Here is a 20,720-nt window from a genome sequence, read left to right as displayed (position 1 = left end):
TTTGTTTACCTCACTAGAGAGAAGTGTCTGCGAACAGAGCGGGCAACCAAAACACCTGCATCATCACGATCATAGTCCAATCGGAACCAATAGTCGGAAGAAGGTAGTTCCCTACCATTAAAAGTACCATCCCAAGCACTACCGACACCCAATTCTTTTAATAGTTTTCCGTAGCGGTCAAAAATATATACTGTAGGGTCCGTAAGGACTTCTACGCCAAGCACATTCCAATTATCGTGTATGCCATCGCCATTTGGAGTGAAAAACTTAGGATATCCTACGACCAAAAATTCAATAGGCTCTGTAGTGCCGCATCCATTTTTATCATTAATGATAACAGTGTTTACTCCTGGTGGAACATCAAAGAACAGCGGATCATCTTGAAATTCCCCATCATTTATGGCGTATTCATAATCTCCAGTACCCACGGGAATAATCTCAATATTATAGGGGTCCGTTTGATCGCTGTTGACCAAATCATCAATTACACGAACTTCTTGCAGCTCAGGAACACCATAAAATGTGATTAAAATATCATCTGTAATAATGGTGGCCAAAGTGGTTTCAATGGTCACCCTGTACCGTCCAGAATTTGGACTAGTCACTGTAAATTCTGTCTCTGTGGGGCCACTGGCAAGCACCGTCTCATACGTGCCATCGTCATCCGCATCCAATTCCCAAGTAACGTTGGCAACTGCTGGTCCAGCTGGTGAATTTAATGCACTTAACACAATATCTGGGTCTCCTTCACAAGCAATAATATCCAATCCCAAGAATTCATCTCTTAGTGTACAATCCAAAGCTGTATTCTGATCAGCATCAACAGAACTTCCAGTAAATGTTAATGAGAAAGGTTCGGCATCACCATTAAAATTGGTGTTATAGTTATTTATAAAAAGATAATAAATTTCTCCAGCGGTCACATCTAACCATTCATCATAGGTGTTCTGACTTCCCACTACAAATGGCGCTCCAAGACGTCCATCAACAGGATTTACACCAATGCCCGTGAAACCTGTGTCATTTACTTCGTAATTACAACGAATGGGCTGCGCTGTTCCATTACCAACGATGGTACAAAAATTCTGCCCTGTAGTTTGGTCAAAAGGACCATAAAGTGCAAAATCTAACTCAGAAGTCACAATTCCATTAGCAATTACGGGAAGTGCTTCAATATCAAAACCTATTTGACCGTCAGTTCCTGCCCTAAAAACATACCAAGAGGTGTTATTTTCAATATTTGCAGAACTTACGCTTCCTTTTTCCAAACATCCAGTTTCAGTAATTACATCCGGATCAAAATCATCAATATCACCACTACCATCTGTAGTGGACAAAATGGGTGCATCCGCGCATACGGGAATAGCAGTTCTACAATCTGGGGAGTTTTGGGCATTTACGCCTATGGATAGAAGTAAAAAACAACAGATAGCGCAAAATAGAGCTCTCATAGAATTTGGGGCTAAAAAGTTATTCTAGAATCTAACTTGTATAACTGCCCAAAACATGGTTTTAGTATTTTTCAACCGAAAAAAACTACACTTAATCGATAAAATGCACATTCTGTTATCTTCTAAGGGAAAAATGGTTCTGAAGATACTTGGCATATGTCCTGTTTCCATCATTATCGATATAGGATAATTTGAACCAGTAATCCGTAGAAGGAAGGGGCTTTCCATTAAAGCTTCCGTCCCAGCCAGGGCTAAACTCCGTCATTTCTTTAATAAGTTTACCATAGCGATCATATATGGTAACGATGGGTGAGTTTAATACGGATAACCCATCTATATGCCAGCTTTCATTTAATACATCTCCATTTGGGGAAAAAATAGGTGAAAATCCAACCACCACTATATTTTCGGTTACTTCTCCGCAACCAAACACATCTCGCATGGTTACGGTATGCATTCCAGCGAGTACATCATCAAAAACAGGGCTTGTTTGAAAGGGCCCACTATCCATTCTGTATTCAAAATCTCCCTCTATATCGGTAAGAATAGTCACTTTGTTGTTTGACTGAAAATCTTCTATTTCAACATCTGAGATTGCAGGTAAAACAGAAGCCCTTACAGAAACTGTTCTTTGCGCTTCACATTGCAGTCCACCAGCAATATTGGTAGCTGTGAGTGTATAATCACCTTCTTGGGAAACACTAATATTTGGTGTTGATTCTCCTGTGCTCCAAACGTATGTAAAAGAAGGATTGCCCGCAGTTTCGCCGATAACTACCCCTGTAGCTCCTTCACAAATGGTTATTTCATCTGGAAAAACAAGCTCTGGCGTCTCAACCGCATTGAATATGAAGCTTTCAGATGCATCATAACAATCAGAATTGGTTAAAGAGGTTGTTCTTACATAGATAGTTTCCTGTCCTGGGCTTTTTGAATATTGTTTTGGCAATGGGTTTGTCCCCATCATTGCATCTGTTTGAGAGCTATGGTAACTGATGATAAAATCATCAGGGTTTTGTGCACCGAATGCTTCGCCATCTTTCATCTCCAGATTAAACATCATATCTGTAGTATTACACAAAACTTCATCAATCATTGTTCCTGTAGTCGGAATTGCATTGAATCCTACTTGAACATCACTTATAATTGAACCCGTAGCTGTTGTAACAACCACGCGATATTGTGCCGATGTTAAAACGTTTAAAGTAGGATTGGTCTCGCCTGATATCGCTGTAAAACCAGCCCCGATGTCTTGATACCATGTATAGCCAGTTGCCCCAGTCGTTGTAGCATCTAGAACAACAATATCGTTTTGGCATGCCGCTATAGGCGAACCTAAAAGATTGCTTATAATGGAACAATCCAATGCGTCTGTTGGGTTTGTAACAAAAATATTTCCGGTAAACTGAATGGAAAAGCCAGAATTTAGGTTGCTGAAATTATTGATGAACAAGAAGTAATCCTCTCCTGCATTTACATCTAGCCAATCTTCAAAATGTACAGAGTTTTGGTCCCCTGTCGGGTCCTCTCCTACGCCAATAAAGCTCTTAAAGTCACTATTATCAAAAAAATTGCAGCGAACTGGGTCTCCTAAATTATTACAATCTGTAGCTCTATAAAGAGCAAAATCCCAATCTTCAGTATTATTATGCCCAATATTAAACCCTAATTGACCAGAAGCTGTAGTCCTAAATCTGTACCAGGCCGAATTTGATTCTATACTTCCTGAAAGTGTCTGTTCCAAACAGCCACTTGAGGTAGCTCCATTAAAGTCATCAGCACCATAACCATTAGCGCCTCCATTTATTGGGGTATTATTGCAAATAGGAACAGCACTCCCACAATCTGCAGTGACTTGGGCGTGTGTTATTTGACAAAAGAAAACAACCACTAAAACTTTTACGATCAATCTCACCATAAGGGGTTGTAAGTTTGGGTGTTATAAAAGTAAACTAGCTTTTGCCTTAACAATAATTTATGTTGTCAAACTATATATACCAGATGTTAAATAGGCTATTAATGTATATCTTTGCTTTCTTGAAGAAATAGGAAATGAAACTAGAGCAGGCTTTGGAAGAACAGCATGAAGAAAGAGGCAACGACCATGTTGGTTCCTCAACAGAAACCCCTATTAGGGAAGATGCCTTTGTATTGAGCGATGAAGACAAGATTGAAAGAATACAAAAAAGCGTTCGCGAAATTATGCTAACCCTTGGTCTTGACCTAGATGATGACAGCCTGAATGGCACTCCAAAAAGGGTAGCCAAAATGTACGTTAAAGAGATTTTTGGGGGCTTGCATCCCAAAAGAAAACCAAAATCCTCCACATTTAAAAACAAGTACAAATATGGAGAGATGTTGGTGGAAAAAAATATCGTTCTATACTCCACTTGTGAGCATCATTTATTGCCTATAATCGGAAGGGCACATATTGCCTATATTTCCAACGGTACCGTTGTGGGCCTATCCAAAATGAACCGCATTGTAGACTATTATGCCAAACGCCCACAGGTTCAAGAAAGATTGAACATTCAAATTGTAAAAGAACTTCAAAAAGTATTGGGAACAGAAGATGTGGCCTGTGTTATTGATGCCAAACACCTATGTGTAAATTCTAGAGGAATCCGTGATATTGAAAGCAGCACGGTAACCGCAGAATATGGCGGAAAATTTAAGAACGAAGCCATTCGAAGAGAATTTTTGGACTACATCAATCTAGATACCGACTTTTAATTTCACATTTTTCAATGCAGCTTTATAAGAACCAAAGCCTTAGAGTACATAATTCACTTTCAGGAAAAAAAGAGTTTTTTCAACCCATAAATGAAGGCCATATCGGCATGTATGTATGCGGCCCTACCGTCTATAGCAACGTCCATTTGGGCAATTGCCGTACGTTTATGTCTTTTGATATGATTTTCCGATATTTTAAGCATTTGGGCTTTAAAGTACGATATGTTCGTAACATTACGGATGCAGGCCATTTGGAAAACGATGCGGATGAGGGGGAGGATAAAATTGCAAAAAAGGCAAAATTGGAACAGATTGAGCCTATGGAAGTGGTACAACGGTATACCGTGGATTTTCATGAAACATTGCAAAAATTCAACTTTTTATCTCCGAGCATAGAACCAACCGCAACGGGACATATCATTGAACAAATTGAAATTATCAAGGAAATCTTGGAAAAAGGCTTTGCCTATGAAATCAATGGATCTGTCTATTTTGATGTCATAAAATTCAATGAAGAAAATGAATATGGCAAACTAAGCGGTAGAAAGCTGGAAGATATGATTGCCAATACCCGACAGCTTACTGCACAGGATGAGAAGAGAAATCCACAAGATTTTGCTCTATGGAAAAAAGCAGAAGCGCAACATATTATGCGTTGGCCATCCCCCTGGGGAGATGGTTTTCCGGGATGGCATTTAGAATGCACCGCAATGAGCACCAAATATTTGGGAGAAACGTTCGATATTCATGGCGGGGGCATGGATTTGAAATTTCCGCATCATGAATGCGAAATTGCCCAAGCTGAAGCCAGTAAGGGGAAATCTCCGGTAAAATATTGGTTGCATGCCAATATGTTGACCTTAAACGGAAAAAAAATGTCCAAGTCCACAGGCAACAACATTTATCCAGCGGAGATAATGAGTGGTGAGAATGATATTCTTAGTAAAGCATATGCACCTTCCGTAGTACGATTTTTTATGATGCAAGCACATTACACCAGTATTCTGGACTTAAGTGATGATGCCCTGTTAGCTTCTGAAAAAGGATATCATAGATTAATGGACGGATTAAAAAATCTTGAAAGTATCACTACAGAAGCTACCTCCAATTTTGACATTCCTGCATGGAGGCAAAAGTGTTATGATGCCATGAATGATGATTTCAATACCCCTATTTTAATTGCACATCTTTTTGATGCCGTAAAACACATCAATCTTATCAAAGAAGGAAAGGAAACCATCTCGCAAGAAGATAAAACCCTACTTCAAAATACCATGGACAATTTCGTTTTTGATATTTTAGGATTGGAAAACCAGGCTGCAAGCAAAAATGATTCCAGTGCAATGAATGGCGTTATGGATTTGGTTATTGACCTGCGTAATCAGGCACGAGCAAACAAGGATTTTGCCACTTCAGACAAAATTAGGGACGAGCTAACCGCTTTGGGCATTCAACTTAAAGATGGAAAAGACGGAACTACATTCAGCATCAATTAAAACAATAGCAAAAACACATGGAACAAAAAGGAAGCTTACTCAAAAAAGTCCTTATTGCTCCTTTCGTTTTTTTGGTTAGAGCATATCAACTATTAATTTCTCCATACACCCCGGCCACATGCCGCTACTCTCCTACATGCTCTGCATACGCGTTGGAAGCGCTAAAAAAACACGGTCTCTTTAAAGGGGGATGGTTGGCCACCAAACGAATTTTTAGCTGTAACCCGTGGGGTGGCAAAGGGTACGACCCTGTCCCATAGCCTCTTCCTTTTGCAGGATATAGAATCATTTTAATTTGCTTGCATTTTTATGCAAAATCTAACAATTAAAAGCAAAGCTGTCTAAGATCTAATTAAGTATCTTAGACCAAAATTTTTATACATGTATTTCCTAGGTTTTAATTGGAATCCAGACGACACTCTGCTCAAAATTGGTTTTATACAACTCAAGTATTATAACCTGCTATGGATAGCCGCCTTTGTAGTAGGCTGGTATATCATGAAGAAAATCTTCCTGAACGAGAAAAAATCTTTGGAAAAATTAGATTCCCTTTTTATCTATGGTGTAGTTTCCATTATGTTGGGTGCACGTTTAGGACATGTCTTTTTTTACGACTGGGACTATTATAAAAACCATTTGGCTGAAATTCTATTACCCATTAGAGAAAGTGGGGATGGTTCCTTATTTGGTTTTATAAACGGCTACGAGTTCACTGGGTTTACAGGCTTGGCCAGTCATGGTGCAACCATTGCCGCCATTATTGGAATGTGGTTGTATTGCAGGAAATGGAAAGACATTAAAATGCTATGGTTATTGGATAGAATGGTAGTTGCTTCCGCCATTGGAACCTGTTTTGTTCGAATTGGAAATTTTTTCAATTCAGAAATCAATGGAAAAATTGTGGACAAATCATTTGCTTTTGCCACTAGATTCATCCGAGATTCAGATGATATGCCTGCTTACAAGGCCATGGCGCTAACCAAGGAAAAAACAGCCAGTGCGGCCTACAAAACCATAGAACATAATCCTGAATTTGCTGAAGTTTTGGAATCCATTCCATTCAGGCATCCCGCGCAGTTGTATGAAGGAGTATGCTATCTTTTCGTATTTATACTATTATACCTCCTCTATTGGAAAACGGATAAAAAGAACAAAACCGGTTACCTTTTTGGCTTGTTTATGGTGTGCCTTTGGACCATTCGTTTTGTAGTCGAATATTTTAAAAAGAGTCAAGGTGGTTTTGAAGAATCTTTAGGGCTTCTAACCACAGGACAATGGTTGAGTATTCCCATGATTCTAGTTGGTCTATACTTTATGTTCAGACCCACCACTAAAATAGCTTAGCTATGCGTTTGATTTCTAGTCTTTTTATAGTAATTATTATCCTGTTTGGTTCCTGCAAAACAGAGACCAAACAAGAAATAAAGACCGAAACCATAAACTTTACAAAAGAAGGGGTACTTACCATTTCAAAACCAGATACGGAGACGGCACTTGCACATTTCGATATTGAAATTGCCGAGTCTGAATATGAAACCCAAACAGGGTTAATGTATCGTGATTCCATGAAAGAGAATCAAGGCATGTTATTTATTTTTCCTGATGTGGCCGTGCATTCTTTTTATATGAAGAATACAGAAATCTCCTTGGATATCATTTATATTGATGAAAATTTGAACATTGTCAGTTTTCAAAAAAATGCCAAACCTTTTGATGAAACTGGTCTTTCTTCAAAAGTTCCCATAAAATATGTTTTTGAAATCAATGCCGGTCTTTCGGATAAATTGGGATTGGAAATTGGTGATGTGGTTTCCTTTACAAAAGATTAAATGTCAAAGTATCTTTTAGAACATCAGGCATCAGAACGATTGTTGTTTCGTAAAATAGTACCATCAGATTTTAACGATTGGCTTCCATTTTATCATAATCCACTGTCTACAAAACATTGGGATGGATTACCAAAAGACCCGGTAGTTGCCTGCAAAGAACAGTTTTCACGTGTTTTCGAACGTTATGAAATGGGCTTGGGGGGCATGAATGCCCTCACCTTAAAAGGAACAAATCAGCTTGTTGGTATGTGTGGGCTTCTTGTTCAAACTGTAGATTCAATAGAAGAATTAGAGATTGGCTACTCCATTCTACCTGAATATTGGCTACAAGGTTTTGCTTTTGAGGCTGCCCATAAATGCAAGACTTTTGCCTTTGAAAAAGGTTTTGCCAAATCCTTGATATCCATAATCCATATTGACAATATGCCCTCCCGAAAAGTGGCTATTAAAAATGGCATGCACTTAGACAAAACCACCACCTATAAAGATAATCCTGTGCATATTTTTAGGGTAAATCAAGGATAATCTCTATTTTGAAATACTTTTCTGTGGTATGGACCAACCCAAAAACTACGCAATACTCACCAATAATGGCTCACATACCAAATTCTTGGTCAAGAACCTCCTGACCGGGAATATCATTAAAGGTCTTGAAAAGTTCACTTCCATGTCTGGCTTACTCTTCTCACGATCCGAAATATACCGGTTTATGGATGAAGAGGAAAGGCACGATCTAAAGATACTTACCAAGGCAAACCAACAATCTCTTAAATCAATGAGCAGTGGGGAGCAGAAAAAAGCTTTGCTTGCTTATCTCCTTTCGCAAAAACCAGATTTTCTAGTATTAATCAACCCGTTTGACAATCTGGATGCTGCAACTCAATCTACTTTAAAGGAAAAATTGATTGCCATTTCCCAATCAACCATTTTAATACAGTTGGTAAGTCGTTTGGACGATATTTTACCCATAACTACAGATTTTTTCAAGCTGAATGGTAGAGAACTAATAAAATATGCCACTCCTAAGGAGTTTTGGCTAGCAAATAAAAAAGAGAATATCCATTTTTCAAATGCGATTCCCCCACCTATAGAACCTATTAAGGTTGACCTTCGTGAGTTAATTAACTTCAAAAATGTTTCTGTAAGTTTTGATGGTCGTCAGGTCTTAAACGGAATTGATTGGTCTATTAAAAAAGGGGAGTTTTGGCAATTAATTGGCCCCAACGGAAGCGGAAAAACCACTTTGTTATCCATGATTACAGGAGACAGCCATAAAGGGTATGGACAAAACCTAACTCTTTTTGGTCAAAAAAAAGGAAGTGGAGAGAGTGTTTGGGACCTTAAGAGAAGAATTGGCTATTTTACTCCGGCGATGACCGACAAATTTCGGGGATACCACACCCTTGAACATATGATCATTTCAGGATTTCACGATTCCGTTGGCTTATATAACAATCCTTCTGATCAAGAAAAACGCTGTGCTGTATTATGGCTCAAGCTTTTAGGCATGTATGAGAAAAAGGATGTGCAATTTTTAGAACTTACTCCTGGTGAAAAAAGATTAATCATGACAGCAAGGGCCATGGTAAAACATCCTCCCTTATTAATTTTAGATGAACCCACCGCAGGATTGGATGATGCCAACGCTTCGCTGTTTATTGCCTTGGTCAATAAAATTGCGGAAGAAAGTGAAACTGCCATTATTTTTGTCTCACATAGAAAAGAAATTGGATTACAGCCCCAATATGATTACATTTTGGAAGAGAATTCGAATGGTTCCATTGGAAAAGTAACAACCCATGCAAATAGTTGAAGCGACAGCTGCAGATGCCCAACATATAGCCTTACTGGCTAGATTTACCTTTACAGAGACATTTGCGCACTATTTTAAAAATAAAACGGAGTTACAGGACTATCTGTTACAGACCTTTAATGTTCAAAAACTTAAAAAGAGTCTTAAAAAACCAAATACGGTTTATTGGTTAGCATATATTGATGAACTTCCAGTAGGTTATGCCAAACTAAAGTTAGACTCACCATCTCCCTTTATAGCCAGCGGAAAGGTATGTCAGCTTCAAAAAATCTATGTGCTCAAAGACTTTTTGTCTAAAAAGGTTGGTCGTGAACTTCAAGATGCATTATTTAAGAAAGCCATGGCAAGTGATTCCGAAAAAATATGGCTCTCCGTATTGAAAAGTAATAGCAGGGCCATTAGTTTTTATGAAAAAAATGATTTTGAGACCATTGGTGATCACGATTTTCAAATTGGAGAAGAACATTTTAAATTTCAGGCTATGGCAAAAAATCTAAAATAATTCGGCTAATGAGGGAGAAGATTCTAAAAATATATGATGCCATTGTTGAGGCAAATCCAAATTTTGATAGAAAAGGGAAAACCATGCCCTATACCTCGGCCAACGGATATATGTTTTCTTTGATAAACAAAGACGATGAATTAGGGATTAGGCTTTCTAAGTCGGATACCATTGCATTTGATAAGGCCTATGGTGCCAAACCTTTTAAATCCCATGGAGCAACCATGAGAGAGTATGTGTTGATTCCGGATGCTTTGCTCAAAGATTCAAAAACCTTGGGAACATACCTTCAAAAAGGGTTTGAATACGTTATGTCTTTACCTCCAAAGTAATCTGATCCACGAATGGGGTTTTACGATTTATCAAAGAAGGAAAGGGTGCAGTTGGTTCAAGCTATTGAATCAGAAATTCTGGAAGATATTCATAATGGTCAAAAAAATGCCGTTCTCAGGTACTTCTCTGATGAGGATACCTACATTAGAAAGTCAGGATATTTGGCTATTGGTAAAATTCACAAATCGGCTAAAGCAAGTACGTCTACCATTATCAATTTGCTCAATACACTATTAAAATCTGACCTTGAAAAGGTAAGGCAGACCACCATTAATGCTGCTGGAGAGCTCGGGAAAACAAATTTTGAAGTGGTAGCCCATTTTTTCGATAAAGGCTTGTTTGATGACCATCATTCGGTTAGAAACGCAGTAATTGGTTCCATTAAAAAGATGGGGGAGCAAAATCCAGAGCCGGTTTTGAACTGGGCAAAGAAATACCTTCATCACCCAGATAAAGAGGTCAGGAGAGAGATCTGTCACGGCATAGAACTAAGAGGACGCAAACATCCTAAGGACATTCTCCCGTTGCTAAGAGCATTGGAGCATGATGGGACAGCACGTGTAAAAAACACCTTAATTCATGTTCTTGGACAGATTGCCTATAAAAAAGGATGTTTGGAAACTGTTGTCAAGGATTTGAACTCATGGGAAAATAAGGAATTGGTGCAAAAAGCCTTGGATGAGATTGTAGATGTTCACCACAGGTATAGAAACTTTGCAGTGCTCACTCAAAAACAAGCAATTGATTATATCGACAAAAACTATATGGGGTAAAACCACAAATAAAAAAGGCCACTCAAATGAGTGGCCTTTTTTATACTATATGAGAAGTGCTGTTATTCGTTAGCACCTGCTATTTTCTTCTTTAGTGCATCAAACATGATAGGTGTTGCAATAAATACGGATGAATAGGTACCCACAATTACACCTACAATCATTGCAAACATAAATCCTTGCAAGCTCTCTCCCCCAAAAGTGAAGATGGCCAACAACACGATTAAGGTTGTTAATGAAGTATTCAATGTACGGCTCAATGTGCTGTTCAATGCTTGATTAATATTGTCGCCATTGTTCCAGCCTTTTAGGTTCACAATTTCCCTAATACGGTCAAATACAACCACCGTATCATTCAAGGAATATCCAATCACCGTCAAAATTGCTGCTATAAAGGCCTGATCAATTTCCATGTTAAATGGCATAATGCTACCTGTTAAAGAGAAGATTCCCAAAACAATCATTACATCATGAAAAACCGCAATAACAGCACCTAAAGAGAACTGCCATTTTCTAAATCGCAATAAGATATAAAGGAACACTACCGCCAAAGAACCAATAATGGCCAAAAAGGCATTGTTCTTAATGTCATCTGCAATCGTTGGTCCTACTTTTACAGATTGCAATATCCCAATCGATTTTTCAGAAGCCCCTACAGTAAAGTCTTCAAAAGAGGTACCGTCTGGTAAGTACTTCTGAAGTGATGTGTATAGTTTATTCTGAATTTCGTTATCTACTTCAATACCTTCCACATCCACTTTGTATGGTGTAGTTATTTTAATCTGATTGGCTTCTCCAAAGGTTTTTACATTGGTTCCGCTACCAAATACGGTATTTAGTTCTGATGCAATTTCTGATGGATTAACCGCCTTTTCAAAACGGACTTGATATGAACGTCCTCCGACAAAATCAACCCCTTGTTGTAAGCCAGTGGTGAACAATGAGAACACTCCAACACCAACTAGAATAAATGAGATAACATATGCAATCTTACGTTTGCCCAAGAAATTGATGTTCATATTCTTGAACAGGTTCTTGGTTATTCCCGTAGAGAAATCCAAGCTTCTTCCCTTTTTGGCTACATACCAGTCTACTAATAAACGTGTGATAAAAATCGCCGTGAATAAGGAGGTTACAATACCAATCAATAAGGTGGTAGCAAATCCTTTTATAGGACCTGAACCAAATATGAAAAGAATGATAGCGGTAAGTCCAGTAGTGATATTTGCATCTAAAATAGATGATAATGCATTACTGAAACCATCTGCTACGGCCTGAGCTTTTCCTTTGCCCTTCGCCAATTCTTCCTTAATACGCTCAAAAATCAGCACGTTTGCATCCACAGACATACCAATGGTCAATACGATACCGGCAATACCGGGTAATGTCAATACCGCTCCTAAACTTGTTAAGACTCCAAAGATTAAAAGGATGTTCAATATCAGCGCGATATCAGCAAAAATCCCTGCTTTTCCGTAATAAAATACCATCCATACCAGTACAAACGCCATGGCAATCAAGAAAGACATAAAGCCACTATCTATAGCTTCTTGCCCTAAGGATGGACCAACAACTTCCGATTGAATAATCTCTGCGGAAGCAGGTAACTTACCAGCACGTAGTACGTTGGCAATATCTTTTGTTTCATTTACTGTGAAAGTTCCGGTTATCTCTGAACGTCCACCTGAAATAGGTCCTGTGGAAACGCCTGGTGCCGTATACACTTTGTTATCCAGCACAATAGCAATTCCAGTCTGGTTGTTAAAGGCATCTCCTGTCAACTTCTCCCATTCCTTAGCCCCTCTGGTATTCATAGTCATGCTTACCGCAGGCTTGTTGTACTGATCAAAAGTATCTTGGGCATCTGAAACAACATCTCCACTAATTCTAGGTGTATTGTCTCTATTGGATTTTAAAGCATATAGCTCAGCCACCTCTGAATCTTTTGCCGATCTCTCCCAAAGGAACTTGGTGAATTGAATATCGTTAGGCAAAAGTCTTCTTATTTCCCTCATTCTAAGGTAACCGCCAACCTCGGCAGTATCCGTTACCAATACACGGGCAATGGCATGACTTCCTGGACTTGCTGGAATTAATTTCCCTAAGAGTGGATTCACTTGTGCTGTTAAATCCAAAGAATCTTGAGCAACATCGGATAACAGCGAATCGATTTCAGATTCTGGGGTAGCAATTTCTTCCTCTTCTTCAACAGGTTCTAAAATTTCCTTTAGCTTTTCATTTGCGTTGACAAAAAAGCTACCTAAACTTTGATTGCTTTGCGGGTAAGTTTCCCAAAACTCCAACTGCGCCGTGCTTGATAATAATTCTTGGGCCCTAGCGATATCTCTTGCTCCAGGCAATTCAACCAAAATACGCCCTGAATTTCCTTCTCTTTGAATGTTAGGTTGTGTTACTCCAAAACCATCAATACGTTCACGAAGTACTTCAAAAGCTGAAACGATGGATTCGTCAATCTTTGTTCTAATGATAGGTTTTACCTCATCATCAGTCATTTGAAAATTGACAACATCACTTAATCCCTTGTTGGCGAATATATCTGGAGAAGCCAATTTGGTATCTCCCTTTATATTATCAAAGGCATCAAAAAACAATTCCAAATAGGTGTCTGGGCTATTTTTGGATGCATTGTCCGCATCTGCCAAAGCCTTATTGAAAATAGGATTTTTGGTATTATTCGCAAGCCCTTTTAAAATGTCTTTTACAGAAATTTGAAGGGTAACATTAATACCACCTTTAAGGTCCAATCCTTTGTTTAGCTCCTTTTTCTTTGCATCGTCATAACTGGTATAGCCCAATACTGGATTGCTACCAATGGAATCTAAATATGATGCTTCTAAAGCCTCACGCTTTGCTACATAGTCTTCCTCAGCTTCCGAAATTTGGTTAACGGCAAACGTTTCAGCATCCTTTTCCAACTTACCTGCTATGAAAGTGTAGGAAAGCTGATAAATACTTACCAAACCAAAAAGAAGCGCGAAAAGCTTTATAAGTCCTTTATTTTGCATTGATTATTAAATTTTTAGAAGTTTTCTTAAACAGCGTGCAAATATATCATTTCCCATAAGATTTGCCAATAGATTTTAGGGGAATTGCAAATGGGCAGATTCCTCTGCCCATTTATTTTAAATCGTTATTTGAATCCAAAATTATAGCTGAAGTAATCCGTTGGTTTTTTTAACGCCTTCTGCACTTTCCTGCATTTTGGCTTTTTCAGCATCACTTAATTCAATTTCAACAATCTTTTCTATGCCGTTTCTTCCCAACAAAACAGGTACTCCGATGCAAATATCGTTAAGGCCATACTCCCCTTCTAAAAAGGTGGAACAAGGGAACATTTTCTTTTGGTCACAGGCAATCGCTTGCACCAAACCAGATACCGCTGCTCCGGGAGCATACCAAGCGCTTGTCCCTAATAATTTGGTTAATGTTGCACCTCCTACTTTAGTATCTTCTACTACTTGTTGCATACGGTCATCACTTAAAAATTCAGAAACTTTTAGACTGTTTCTGGTGGCATGACCAATCAACGGCACCATTCCTTTATCACTATGACCTCCAATGACCATCCCGTCTACATCTGAAATCGGGGCTTCCAACGCTTCTGCCAATCTATACTTAAAACGAGCACTGTCTAAAGCTCCCCCCATTCCAATAATTCTGTGTTTTGGTAAACCCGTAGTTTTATGCACCAAATAGGTCATGGTGTCCATTGGGTTACTCACAACAATTAAAATTACATTTGGTGAATGCTCCAACAGACTAGAGGATACTGTTTTTACGATTCCAGCATTGATTCCAATCAATTCTTCCCTTGTCATTCCAGGCTTTCTTGGGATTCCGGAGGTAATCACGGCTATATCGCTACCGGCAGTTTTGGCGTAATCACTGGTGCTTCCTGTTATTTTGGTATCGAATCCATTTAAGGAAGCTGTTTGCATTAAATCCATGGCTTTTCCTTCGGCATAGCCTTCCTTAATATCCAATAAAACCACTTCAGATGCAAAATTCTTCATTGCAATATATTCAGCACAGCTAGCTCCTACTGCACCTGCTCCAACTACGGTAACTTTCATTTTTCTAAGTTTAAATTATAATCGCTCAAAAATAAGGCATTTAGGTAAGAAAAAAACTGATTTTTGGCATTTTAGGTGATATCTATTTTACTGTCGTATTGTAGGTAAAATATATCTAATGTTAATAAAAAGAGTAGTTCAACGAAGAAATATAGTCAATGGTGCCATACATCGAATTACCAACAATAGTTCTTCATGAATCAGCGTTATAATAGTCCCGAATCACGTTTTAACCTACTTAACCTATGAAAAAGTTCTTTTCATTGTTGTCGATTGTCTGTATCATAGCAATTAGCAACTGTACGAGCATTCCAGAAAACAATGACCCTATTTTGGGCATCTGGGTACGAAGTGACTCCACACTTGACAGCAAAAACGGAGAAACCATAAGAGAAGAATGGATTTTTAACGATGTATACCTAGGTAGATACCAAAGCTATACTAATTCCGGCATTACATTTTACACCGATTTTAAATGGTCTGAAGATAATGGTGTATACACTATTATTTATTCCAATGAAGAAATCACGGATGTTATTGTAAATCTGAGAGAAACCAACAATCCTGAAATATTAGCCTTGGAGAATGGTTCTGTCTTCGCCACCAGGGAATAATTGGAAGACGCACCATATGAAAATTAAAAGGCCCCGACTTACATTGGGGCCTTTTACATATATATTTATTGTATATCCTATCTAAATCCAAAATTGACGCCAAAGGTAAAAGTACTGAACTCAGCAATGTTGTAATCGGCATTAATTCTAAAGAAGCCTAATTTCAATTTTGTTCCGATGTTTGCTGACACCCCACTTACCTGATTGCTAATGGCAAACGGGTCTTCGTATGTTGTTTGGAAAGGTCCTGAAGTAACGGTATATGTACCCAAAACATCTGTATCTGACTTTCCTGTGATGTATCCTAATCCTCCATAAAAGTTGATTACTGGCAGACGGGTAGAAACGACAGCAGCAAAATTCCATGAACTAAACTTTGTATCAATCCGCTGATTTTCCCCATCAATGATATCAGTATCACTAAAATCATATTCACCACTGAGGTTGGTATATCCTATAACGGCTGATATAGCAACAGGTAGCAACTTGTCTGCAGGCAGGTGTTTGGTAAAATCATGTTGTACACCAAAACCAAAGAGACCAATCTTAACATCATCTGTATTTATCTTAGGCAAGAAGCGTGCTTTTACCTCTGTTCCTTTTATTAAACCAACACTAGCCTGAATGTATCCTGAAGGCACGAAATTGATGTCTTCTGATGAAAGTCCAGAGGGTAATTCAAATTCTTCTCTAGAAGTAATTCCGGGTGCAATTTCTGCCTCTACAAACACACGGACACCTTCAATATCACCTAAAGCCGTTGCCACTTCTTTGGAAGTACTGCCGTCCACAAATTGGAGGTTTTCGTAATCCGCTGTGTTGAGCGTAAAAGCCTTTTTATCCCCTTTGTTTTTAAAGCCAGTGATATTACCAATGATGGAAATTTCAAATCCACCCAATGGTTTAGCATCTGCGGAATTATACCATCCATTGGAGATGCTATAAACCCCTGCCTCGGTAACTGGAGCCAACCAGTCAGTTGTATACCGCTCTGCATCATTAAGACCAGCAGCAAAAAGATCATTTAAATTAGATTGCGCCATCCCTAAGGAAAAACTACATAATGCGAACAATAGAATTATTCTTTTCATCTTGTAAAATTTTTCCTAAAACTAAAAAACTCGCTCTTACAGGGCGAGTTTTTGTTGTGAAACAGCTATTATCTATACATCTATGTTCGCATAGACAGCATTTTTCTCTATAAATTCACGTCTTGGAGGTACCTCATCACCCATTAACATGGAGAAGATACGATCCGATTCGGTTCCATTATCAATGGCTACTTGACGAAGTGTTCTGAACTCAGGGTTCATGGTAGTATCCCATAATTGTTCCGCATTCATTTCACCAAGACCTTTATACCTTTGAATTCCGGCACCGCCATTCATGGATGCTACGATTTCATCACGTTCAGCATCGGTCCAAGCATATCTTCGCTTACTTCCCTTTTTTACAAGATATAATGGAGGGGTAGCAATGTACACATGGCCTCCTTCTATTAATTCTCTCATATAACGGAAGAAGAAGGTAAGAATCAAGGTTTCAATATGGCTACCATCCACATCCGCATCACACATGATTACCACCTTGTGATAGCGCAATTTTTCAAGATTCAAAGCTTTGCTATCCTCCTCGGTACCAATAGTCACACCAAGTGCCGTGTAAATATTCTTAATTTCCTCATTCTCAAAAACCTTATGCTGCATGGCTTTTTCAACGTTCAAGATTTTACCTCGAAGCGGTAAAATTGCCTGAAAATTTCGATCTCTTCCTTGTTTTGCAGTTCCACCTGCGGAATCTCCCTCTACCAAGAACACTTCACATTTTGTAGGATCTTGTTCGGAACAATCTGAAAGCTTTCCAGGTAATCCTCCAACACTCATTGGGTTTTTACGCTGTACCATTTCGCGAGCCTTGGCCGCTGCATGGCGGGCCTGTGCTGCCAATTTTACTTTTTCGACAATTTGTTTGGCATCATCGGGATGTTCTTCCAAATAGTTGGTCAACATTTCAGAAACTGCCTGACTTACGGCACTGGTCACCTCACGATTTCCCAATTTAGTCTTGGTCTGACCTTCAAATTGTGGTTCAGCTACCTTAACCGAGACTATAGCCGTTAATCCCTCACGGAAATCATCCCCCGAGATTTCAAACTTTAATTTGTCCAGCAATCCTGAATTATCAGCATACTTTTTAAGAGTACTGGTCAATCCTCTTCTGAAACCAGATAAATGGGTTCCTCCTTCGTGGGTGTTAATGTTATTTACATAGGAATGTAGGTTTTCTGAAAAGCCAGTATTGTATATCATGGCCACTTCAACAGGAATACCATTCTTTTCACCTTCCATGGAGATTACACTCTGAATGAGTGGTTCTCTGGTTTCGTCCAAGAATTTGATAAACTCCTTTAATCCTTCTTCGGAAAAAAATGTATCGGAGATAAATTCTCCCTTTTCATCTTTATTTCTTTTGTCCGTTAAAGAAATCGTAATTCCCTTGTTCAGATAGGAGAGCTCGCGCATCCTATTGGCCAAAGTCTCGTAATTATATTCTATGGTTTGGGTAAAAATGGTCTCATCTGGCATAAAAGTTACCACAGTTCCATTCTCTTTACTATCCCCTACACTTTTAACCGGATATAGGGTTTTACCTCTTTCGTACTCCTGCTCCCATATTTTTCCTTCTCTAAATACCGTAGCTTTTAAATGAACGGATAAAGCGTTGACAACAGAAACACCTACACCATGTAAACCCCCAGAAACCTTATAAGAGTCTTTATCAAACTTACCACCGGCACCAATCTTGGTCATTACCACTTCCAAGGCAGAAACTCCTTCTTTTTTATGCAATCCAACGGGAATCCCCCTACCGTTATCTTTGGTGGTTATGGAATTGTCTTCATTAATGATAACTTCAATGGAGTCGCAATAGCCTCCCATAGCTTCATCTATGGAATTATCGACTACTTCATACACCAAATGGTGCAGTCCTCTTACCCCAACATCTCCTATGTACATGGAAGGCCGCATGCGCACATGTTCCATCCCTTCAAGGGCCTGGATACTATCCGCTGAATATTGATTTTTTTTAGCTTCTTCGCTCATATATTTTCTTAATTAGCCTTGAAATTTTCAAATCTTACAAATATAAGGAATACCCAGTGGAATAAGGCACTTGAAGCTATTTGCACACCCTAAGTTATCAACAAAACTATGTGGAAAAATATACGCTGTGTTTGTGGGAAAAAGTAAAGTTTTTTTATTCAAAAAGCCCCTTAATTAAGGGGCTTTTCTGACTAATTGAAAATGAAACAAAACTGCATCTTCCTTCTACATCTATTTTTGGTTGATTGGTTATTTTATATACGCATCTTCATGAACGTTGGCCACAGCCCGCCCTGAAGGATCATTCATGTTTTTAAACGCCTCATCCCATTCTAAGGCAATCTTTGTGCTACACGCTACTGAAGGTTCCTGTGGAACGCTTAATGCGGCTGCATCTGAAGGAAAATGTCCTTCAAAAATGGAACGGTAGTAATATTCTTCTTTTGATGTTGGGGTTTGAATTGGGAATTTAAAGTGCGCATTTGCCAATTGCTCATCACTAACTTCTACTTCCACCAATCCCTTTAAGGTATCAATCCAACTGTACCCAACTCCATCTGAAAATTGTTCTTTTTGTCTCCATGCTACGCTTTGTGGCAAATAGGATTCAAACGCTTTACGCACAACCCATTTTTCCATACGCTCCCCATTGATCATCTTATCTTTTGGGTTGATTCTCATAGCAACATCCATGAATTCTTTATCCAAAAACGGTACTCTGCCCTCTATGCCCCAAGCCGCCAATGATTTGTTAGCTCTAAGGCAATCATACATGTGAAGCTTATCCAACTTTCTAACGGTTTCCTCATGAAAATCTTTTGGACTTGGCGCTTTATGGAAATAAAGGTATCCACCAAACAATTCATCTGCACCCTCCCCTGATAATACCATTTTTATACCCATGGACTTTATCACTCTTGCCATTAAATACATAGGTGTGGAGGCCCTAATGGTGGTAATATCATAAGTCTCCAGGTTATAAATAACATCTTTGATGGCATCCAAGCCTTCTTGAATGGTAAATTTTATTTCATGGTGAATGGTTCCGATATGTTCCGCTACTTTTTGCGCTGCTGCCAGATCAGGAGATCCTTCCAGTCCTACCGAAAAAGAGTGTAACTGCGGCCACCAAGCTTCTTTAGTATCATCAGATTCGATACGCATTTGCGAATATTTTTTAGCAACAGCTGAGGTTACCGAGGAATCCAATCCACCTGATAATAATACTCCATATGGCACGTCTGACATTAATTGACGATGCACTGCTGCCTCTAAGGCATCCCTAATCTCTGCAATACTTGTTTCGTTTTCTTTTACTGCCTCATAGTCCATCCAATCTCTCTGATACCATCTCTTAAACTCTCCCTCTGAGCTTAGTAAATAATGGCCCGGAGGAAATAGTTCTATTTTGGAACAGGTTCCTTCCAATGCTTTAAGCTCCGATGCCACATAAAAAGTTCCATTTTTATCCCATCCTATATATAATGGGATGATTCCCATATGATCTCTAGCAATAAAATATTCATCCTTTTCACTATCATAAATAGCAAAACCAAAAATTCCATTTAAGTCATCAACAAAGTCAGCACCTTTTTCTTGGTACAGTGCCAAAATGACTTCACAATCCGATTGGGTTTTGAATTCATATTTCCCTTCAAATTGTTTTCTTAATTCCCTATGGTTATATATTTCGCCATTAGCCGCCAAAACAACTTTTCCATCAGCACTGAATAACGGTTGTTTCCCTGATGTAGGGTCAACAATTGCCAATCTTTCATGAGCCAATATTGCTTTATCATTTGAATAAATTCCACTCCAATCTGGACCTCTATGCCTTACCTTCTTGGACATTTCCAAAAGTTGGGGCCTTAACGCTTTTGTACTCTCCTTCACATCAAACGCGCATACAATTCCGCACATATCTTTATTTTTTTATAATAATTTCAATACAAATATTGCATTAAGGTATCAATAATAA

Annotated in this window: 18 protein-coding genes; 11 read left to right on the top strand and 7 right to left on the bottom strand. The window is 38.7% G+C overall.

What is annotated here, in order from left to right:
- Positions 1–5 precede the first annotated feature (5 nt).
- Together FVB32_RS09860 and FVB32_RS09855 are read right to left on the bottom strand one after the other, a co-directional pair.
- The gene (locus FVB32_RS09860; protein ID WP_147743634.1) at positions 6–1,451 is read right to left on the bottom strand and encodes a T9SS type B sorting domain-containing protein; all 1,446 of its coding nucleotides are present in this window, start codon (positions 1,449–1,451) and stop codon (positions 6–8) included.
- A 115-nt stretch (positions 1,452–1,566) separates the two neighbouring features.
- Positions 1,567–3,369: a T9SS type B sorting domain-containing protein gene (locus tag FVB32_RS09855; protein ID WP_147743633.1), complete on the bottom strand. Its 1,803-nt coding sequence runs from the start codon at positions 3,367–3,369 to the stop codon at positions 1,567–1,569.
- Between the two features lie 134 nt (positions 3,370–3,503).
- On the opposite strand from FVB32_RS09855, the gene folE reads away from it, so the two are divergent.
- The 10 genes from folE (at position 3,504) to FVB32_RS09805 (ending at position 10,930) form a co-directional block, all read left to right on the top strand.
- A complete protein-coding gene (gene folE / locus FVB32_RS09850) occupies positions 3,504–4,184 on the top strand; it encodes a GTP cyclohydrolase I FolE (protein ID WP_147743632.1) in 681 nt (226 codons plus the stop codon).
- Positions 4,185–4,198: 14 nt separating this feature from the next.
- Complete coding sequence (gene cysS / locus FVB32_RS09845; protein WP_147743631.1) at positions 4,199–5,680, top strand: cysteine--tRNA ligase; 1,482 nt, start codon at positions 4,199–4,201, stop codon at positions 5,678–5,680.
- Between the two features lie 17 nt (positions 5,681–5,697).
- A complete protein-coding gene (gene yidD, locus FVB32_RS09840) occupies positions 5,698–5,940 on the top strand; it encodes a membrane protein insertion efficiency factor YidD (RefSeq protein ID WP_147743630.1) in 243 nt (80 codons plus the stop codon).
- Positions 5,941–6,061: 121 nt separating this feature from the next.
- Positions 6,062–7,024 (top strand): prolipoprotein diacylglyceryl transferase, encoded by a 963-nt coding sequence (gene lgt / locus FVB32_RS09835; RefSeq protein ID WP_147743629.1) that lies wholly within the window; start codon positions 6,062–6,064, stop codon positions 7,022–7,024.
- 2 nt (positions 7,025–7,026) lie between these two features.
- Positions 7,027–7,509, top strand: a complete 483-nt coding sequence (locus FVB32_RS09830; RefSeq protein ID WP_147743628.1) for a DUF192 domain-containing protein — start codon at positions 7,027–7,029, stop codon at positions 7,507–7,509.
- Entirely contained in the window at positions 7,510–8,034 is a 525-nt protein-coding gene (locus FVB32_RS09825; protein WP_147743627.1) for a GNAT family N-acetyltransferase, read from the top strand.
- A 28-nt stretch (positions 8,035–8,062) separates the two neighbouring features.
- Positions 8,063–9,322 (top strand): ATP-binding cassette domain-containing protein, encoded by a 1,260-nt coding sequence (locus FVB32_RS09820; protein ID WP_147743626.1) that lies wholly within the window; start codon positions 8,063–8,065, stop codon positions 9,320–9,322.
- Positions 9,309–9,824, top strand: a complete 516-nt coding sequence (locus tag FVB32_RS09815) for a GNAT family N-acetyltransferase (RefSeq protein ID WP_147743625.1) — start codon at positions 9,309–9,311, stop codon at positions 9,822–9,824. The genes FVB32_RS09820 and FVB32_RS09815 overlap by 14 nt, the downstream gene beginning before the upstream one ends.
- 8 nt (positions 9,825–9,832) lie before the next feature.
- The gene (locus tag FVB32_RS09810) at positions 9,833–10,156 is read left to right on the top strand and encodes a TfoX/Sxy family protein (protein WP_147743624.1); all 324 of its coding nucleotides are present in this window, start codon (positions 9,833–9,835) and stop codon (positions 10,154–10,156) included.
- Between the two features lie 12 nt (positions 10,157–10,168).
- The gene (locus FVB32_RS09805) at positions 10,169–10,930 is read left to right on the top strand and encodes a HEAT repeat domain-containing protein (RefSeq protein WP_147743623.1); all 762 of its coding nucleotides are present in this window, start codon (positions 10,169–10,171) and stop codon (positions 10,928–10,930) included.
- 62 nt (positions 10,931–10,992) lie between these two features.
- Here the strand turns inward: FVB32_RS09805 and secDF are convergent, their stop codons facing one another.
- Both secDF and mdh read right to left on the bottom strand, forming a co-directional pair.
- Entirely contained in the window at positions 10,993–13,956 is a 2,964-nt protein-coding gene (secDF, locus tag FVB32_RS09800) for a protein translocase subunit SecDF (RefSeq protein WP_147743622.1), read from the bottom strand.
- A gap of 141 nt (positions 13,957–14,097) precedes the next feature.
- Positions 14,098–15,024: a malate dehydrogenase gene (gene mdh / locus FVB32_RS09795; RefSeq protein WP_147743621.1), complete on the bottom strand. Its 927-nt coding sequence runs from the start codon at positions 15,022–15,024 to the stop codon at positions 14,098–14,100.
- A 245-nt stretch (positions 15,025–15,269) separates the two neighbouring features.
- Here mdh and FVB32_RS09790 point away from each other — a divergent pair, with 245 nt between their 5' ends.
- The gene (locus FVB32_RS09790; protein ID WP_246139863.1) at positions 15,270–15,638 is read left to right on the top strand and encodes a hypothetical protein; all 369 of its coding nucleotides are present in this window, start codon (positions 15,270–15,272) and stop codon (positions 15,636–15,638) included.
- A gap of 77 nt (positions 15,639–15,715) precedes the next feature.
- Here the strand turns inward: FVB32_RS09790 and FVB32_RS09785 are convergent, their stop codons facing one another.
- From FVB32_RS09785 to asnB, 3 genes are all read right to left on the bottom strand, one after another.
- Entirely contained in the window at positions 15,716–16,729 is a 1,014-nt protein-coding gene (locus FVB32_RS09785) for a DUF6588 family protein (RefSeq protein WP_147743620.1), read from the bottom strand.
- Between the two features lie 72 nt (positions 16,730–16,801).
- Complete coding sequence (gene gyrB, locus FVB32_RS09780) at positions 16,802–18,742, bottom strand: DNA topoisomerase (ATP-hydrolyzing) subunit B (protein WP_147743619.1); 1,941 nt, start codon at positions 18,740–18,742, stop codon at positions 16,802–16,804.
- Between the two features lie 249 nt (positions 18,743–18,991).
- Positions 18,992–20,662, bottom strand: coding sequence for an asparagine synthase B (gene asnB, locus FVB32_RS09775; protein WP_147743618.1), 1,671 nt, complete (start codon positions 20,660–20,662; stop codon positions 18,992–18,994).
- Positions 20,663–20,720 lie beyond the last annotated feature (58 nt).

Origin of the sequence: Flagellimonas hymeniacidonis, from assembly GCF_008040165.1 — a bacterium.
In the GTDB taxonomy this organism is placed as follows: domain Bacteria; phylum Bacteroidota; class Bacteroidia; order Flavobacteriales; family Flavobacteriaceae; genus Flagellimonas; species Flagellimonas hymeniacidonis.
Note: the sequence above shows the minus strand (reverse complement) of the source record. Positions and strands in the feature narration are given on the sequence as shown.

Excerpts from the sequence above, each read along its gene's own strand:
- FVB32_RS09855 (WP_147743633.1), bottom strand. The coding sequence starts at position 3,369 with ATGGTGAGATTGATCGTAAAAGTTTTAGTGGTTGTTTTCTTTTGTCAA.
- FVB32_RS09820 (WP_147743626.1), top strand. The coding sequence starts at position 8,063 with ATGGACCAACCCAAAAACTACGCAATACTCACCAATAATGGCTCACAT.
- FVB32_RS09860 (WP_147743634.1), bottom strand. The coding sequence starts at position 1,451 with ATGAGAGCTCTATTTTGCGCTATCTGTTGTTTTTTACTTCTATCCATA.
- FVB32_RS09790 (WP_246139863.1), top strand. The coding sequence starts at position 15,270 with ATGAAAAAGTTCTTTTCATTGTTGTCGATTGTCTGTATCATAGCAATT.
- FVB32_RS09785 (WP_147743620.1), bottom strand. The coding sequence starts at position 16,729 with ATGAAAAGAATAATTCTATTGTTCGCATTATGTAGTTTTTCCTTAGGG.
- FVB32_RS09825 (WP_147743627.1), top strand. The coding sequence starts at position 7,510 with ATGTCAAAGTATCTTTTAGAACATCAGGCATCAGAACGATTGTTGTTT.
- yidD (WP_147743630.1), top strand. The coding sequence starts at position 5,698 with ATGGAACAAAAAGGAAGCTTACTCAAAAAAGTCCTTATTGCTCCTTTC.
- FVB32_RS09830 (WP_147743628.1), top strand. The coding sequence starts at position 7,027 with ATGCGTTTGATTTCTAGTCTTTTTATAGTAATTATTATCCTGTTTGGT.
- folE (WP_147743632.1), top strand. The coding sequence starts at position 3,504 with ATGAAACTAGAGCAGGCTTTGGAAGAACAGCATGAAGAAAGAGGCAAC.
- asnB (WP_147743618.1), bottom strand. The coding sequence starts at position 20,662 with ATGTGCGGAATTGTATGCGCGTTTGATGTGAAGGAGAGTACAAAAGCG.
- mdh (WP_147743621.1), bottom strand. The coding sequence starts at position 15,024 with ATGAAAGTTACCGTAGTTGGAGCAGGTGCAGTAGGAGCTAGCTGTGCT.
- FVB32_RS09810 (WP_147743624.1), top strand. The coding sequence starts at position 9,833 with ATGAGGGAGAAGATTCTAAAAATATATGATGCCATTGTTGAGGCAAAT.
- cysS (WP_147743631.1), top strand. The coding sequence starts at position 4,199 with ATGCAGCTTTATAAGAACCAAAGCCTTAGAGTACATAATTCACTTTCA.
- gyrB (WP_147743619.1), bottom strand. The coding sequence starts at position 18,742 with ATGAGCGAAGAAGCTAAAAAAAATCAATATTCAGCGGATAGTATCCAG.
- FVB32_RS09805 (WP_147743623.1), top strand. The coding sequence starts at position 10,169 with ATGGGGTTTTACGATTTATCAAAGAAGGAAAGGGTGCAGTTGGTTCAA.
- FVB32_RS09815 (WP_147743625.1), top strand. The coding sequence starts at position 9,309 with ATGCAAATAGTTGAAGCGACAGCTGCAGATGCCCAACATATAGCCTTA.
- secDF (WP_147743622.1), bottom strand. The coding sequence starts at position 13,956 with ATGCAAAATAAAGGACTTATAAAGCTTTTCGCGCTTCTTTTTGGTTTG.
- lgt (WP_147743629.1), top strand. The coding sequence starts at position 6,062 with ATGTATTTCCTAGGTTTTAATTGGAATCCAGACGACACTCTGCTCAAA.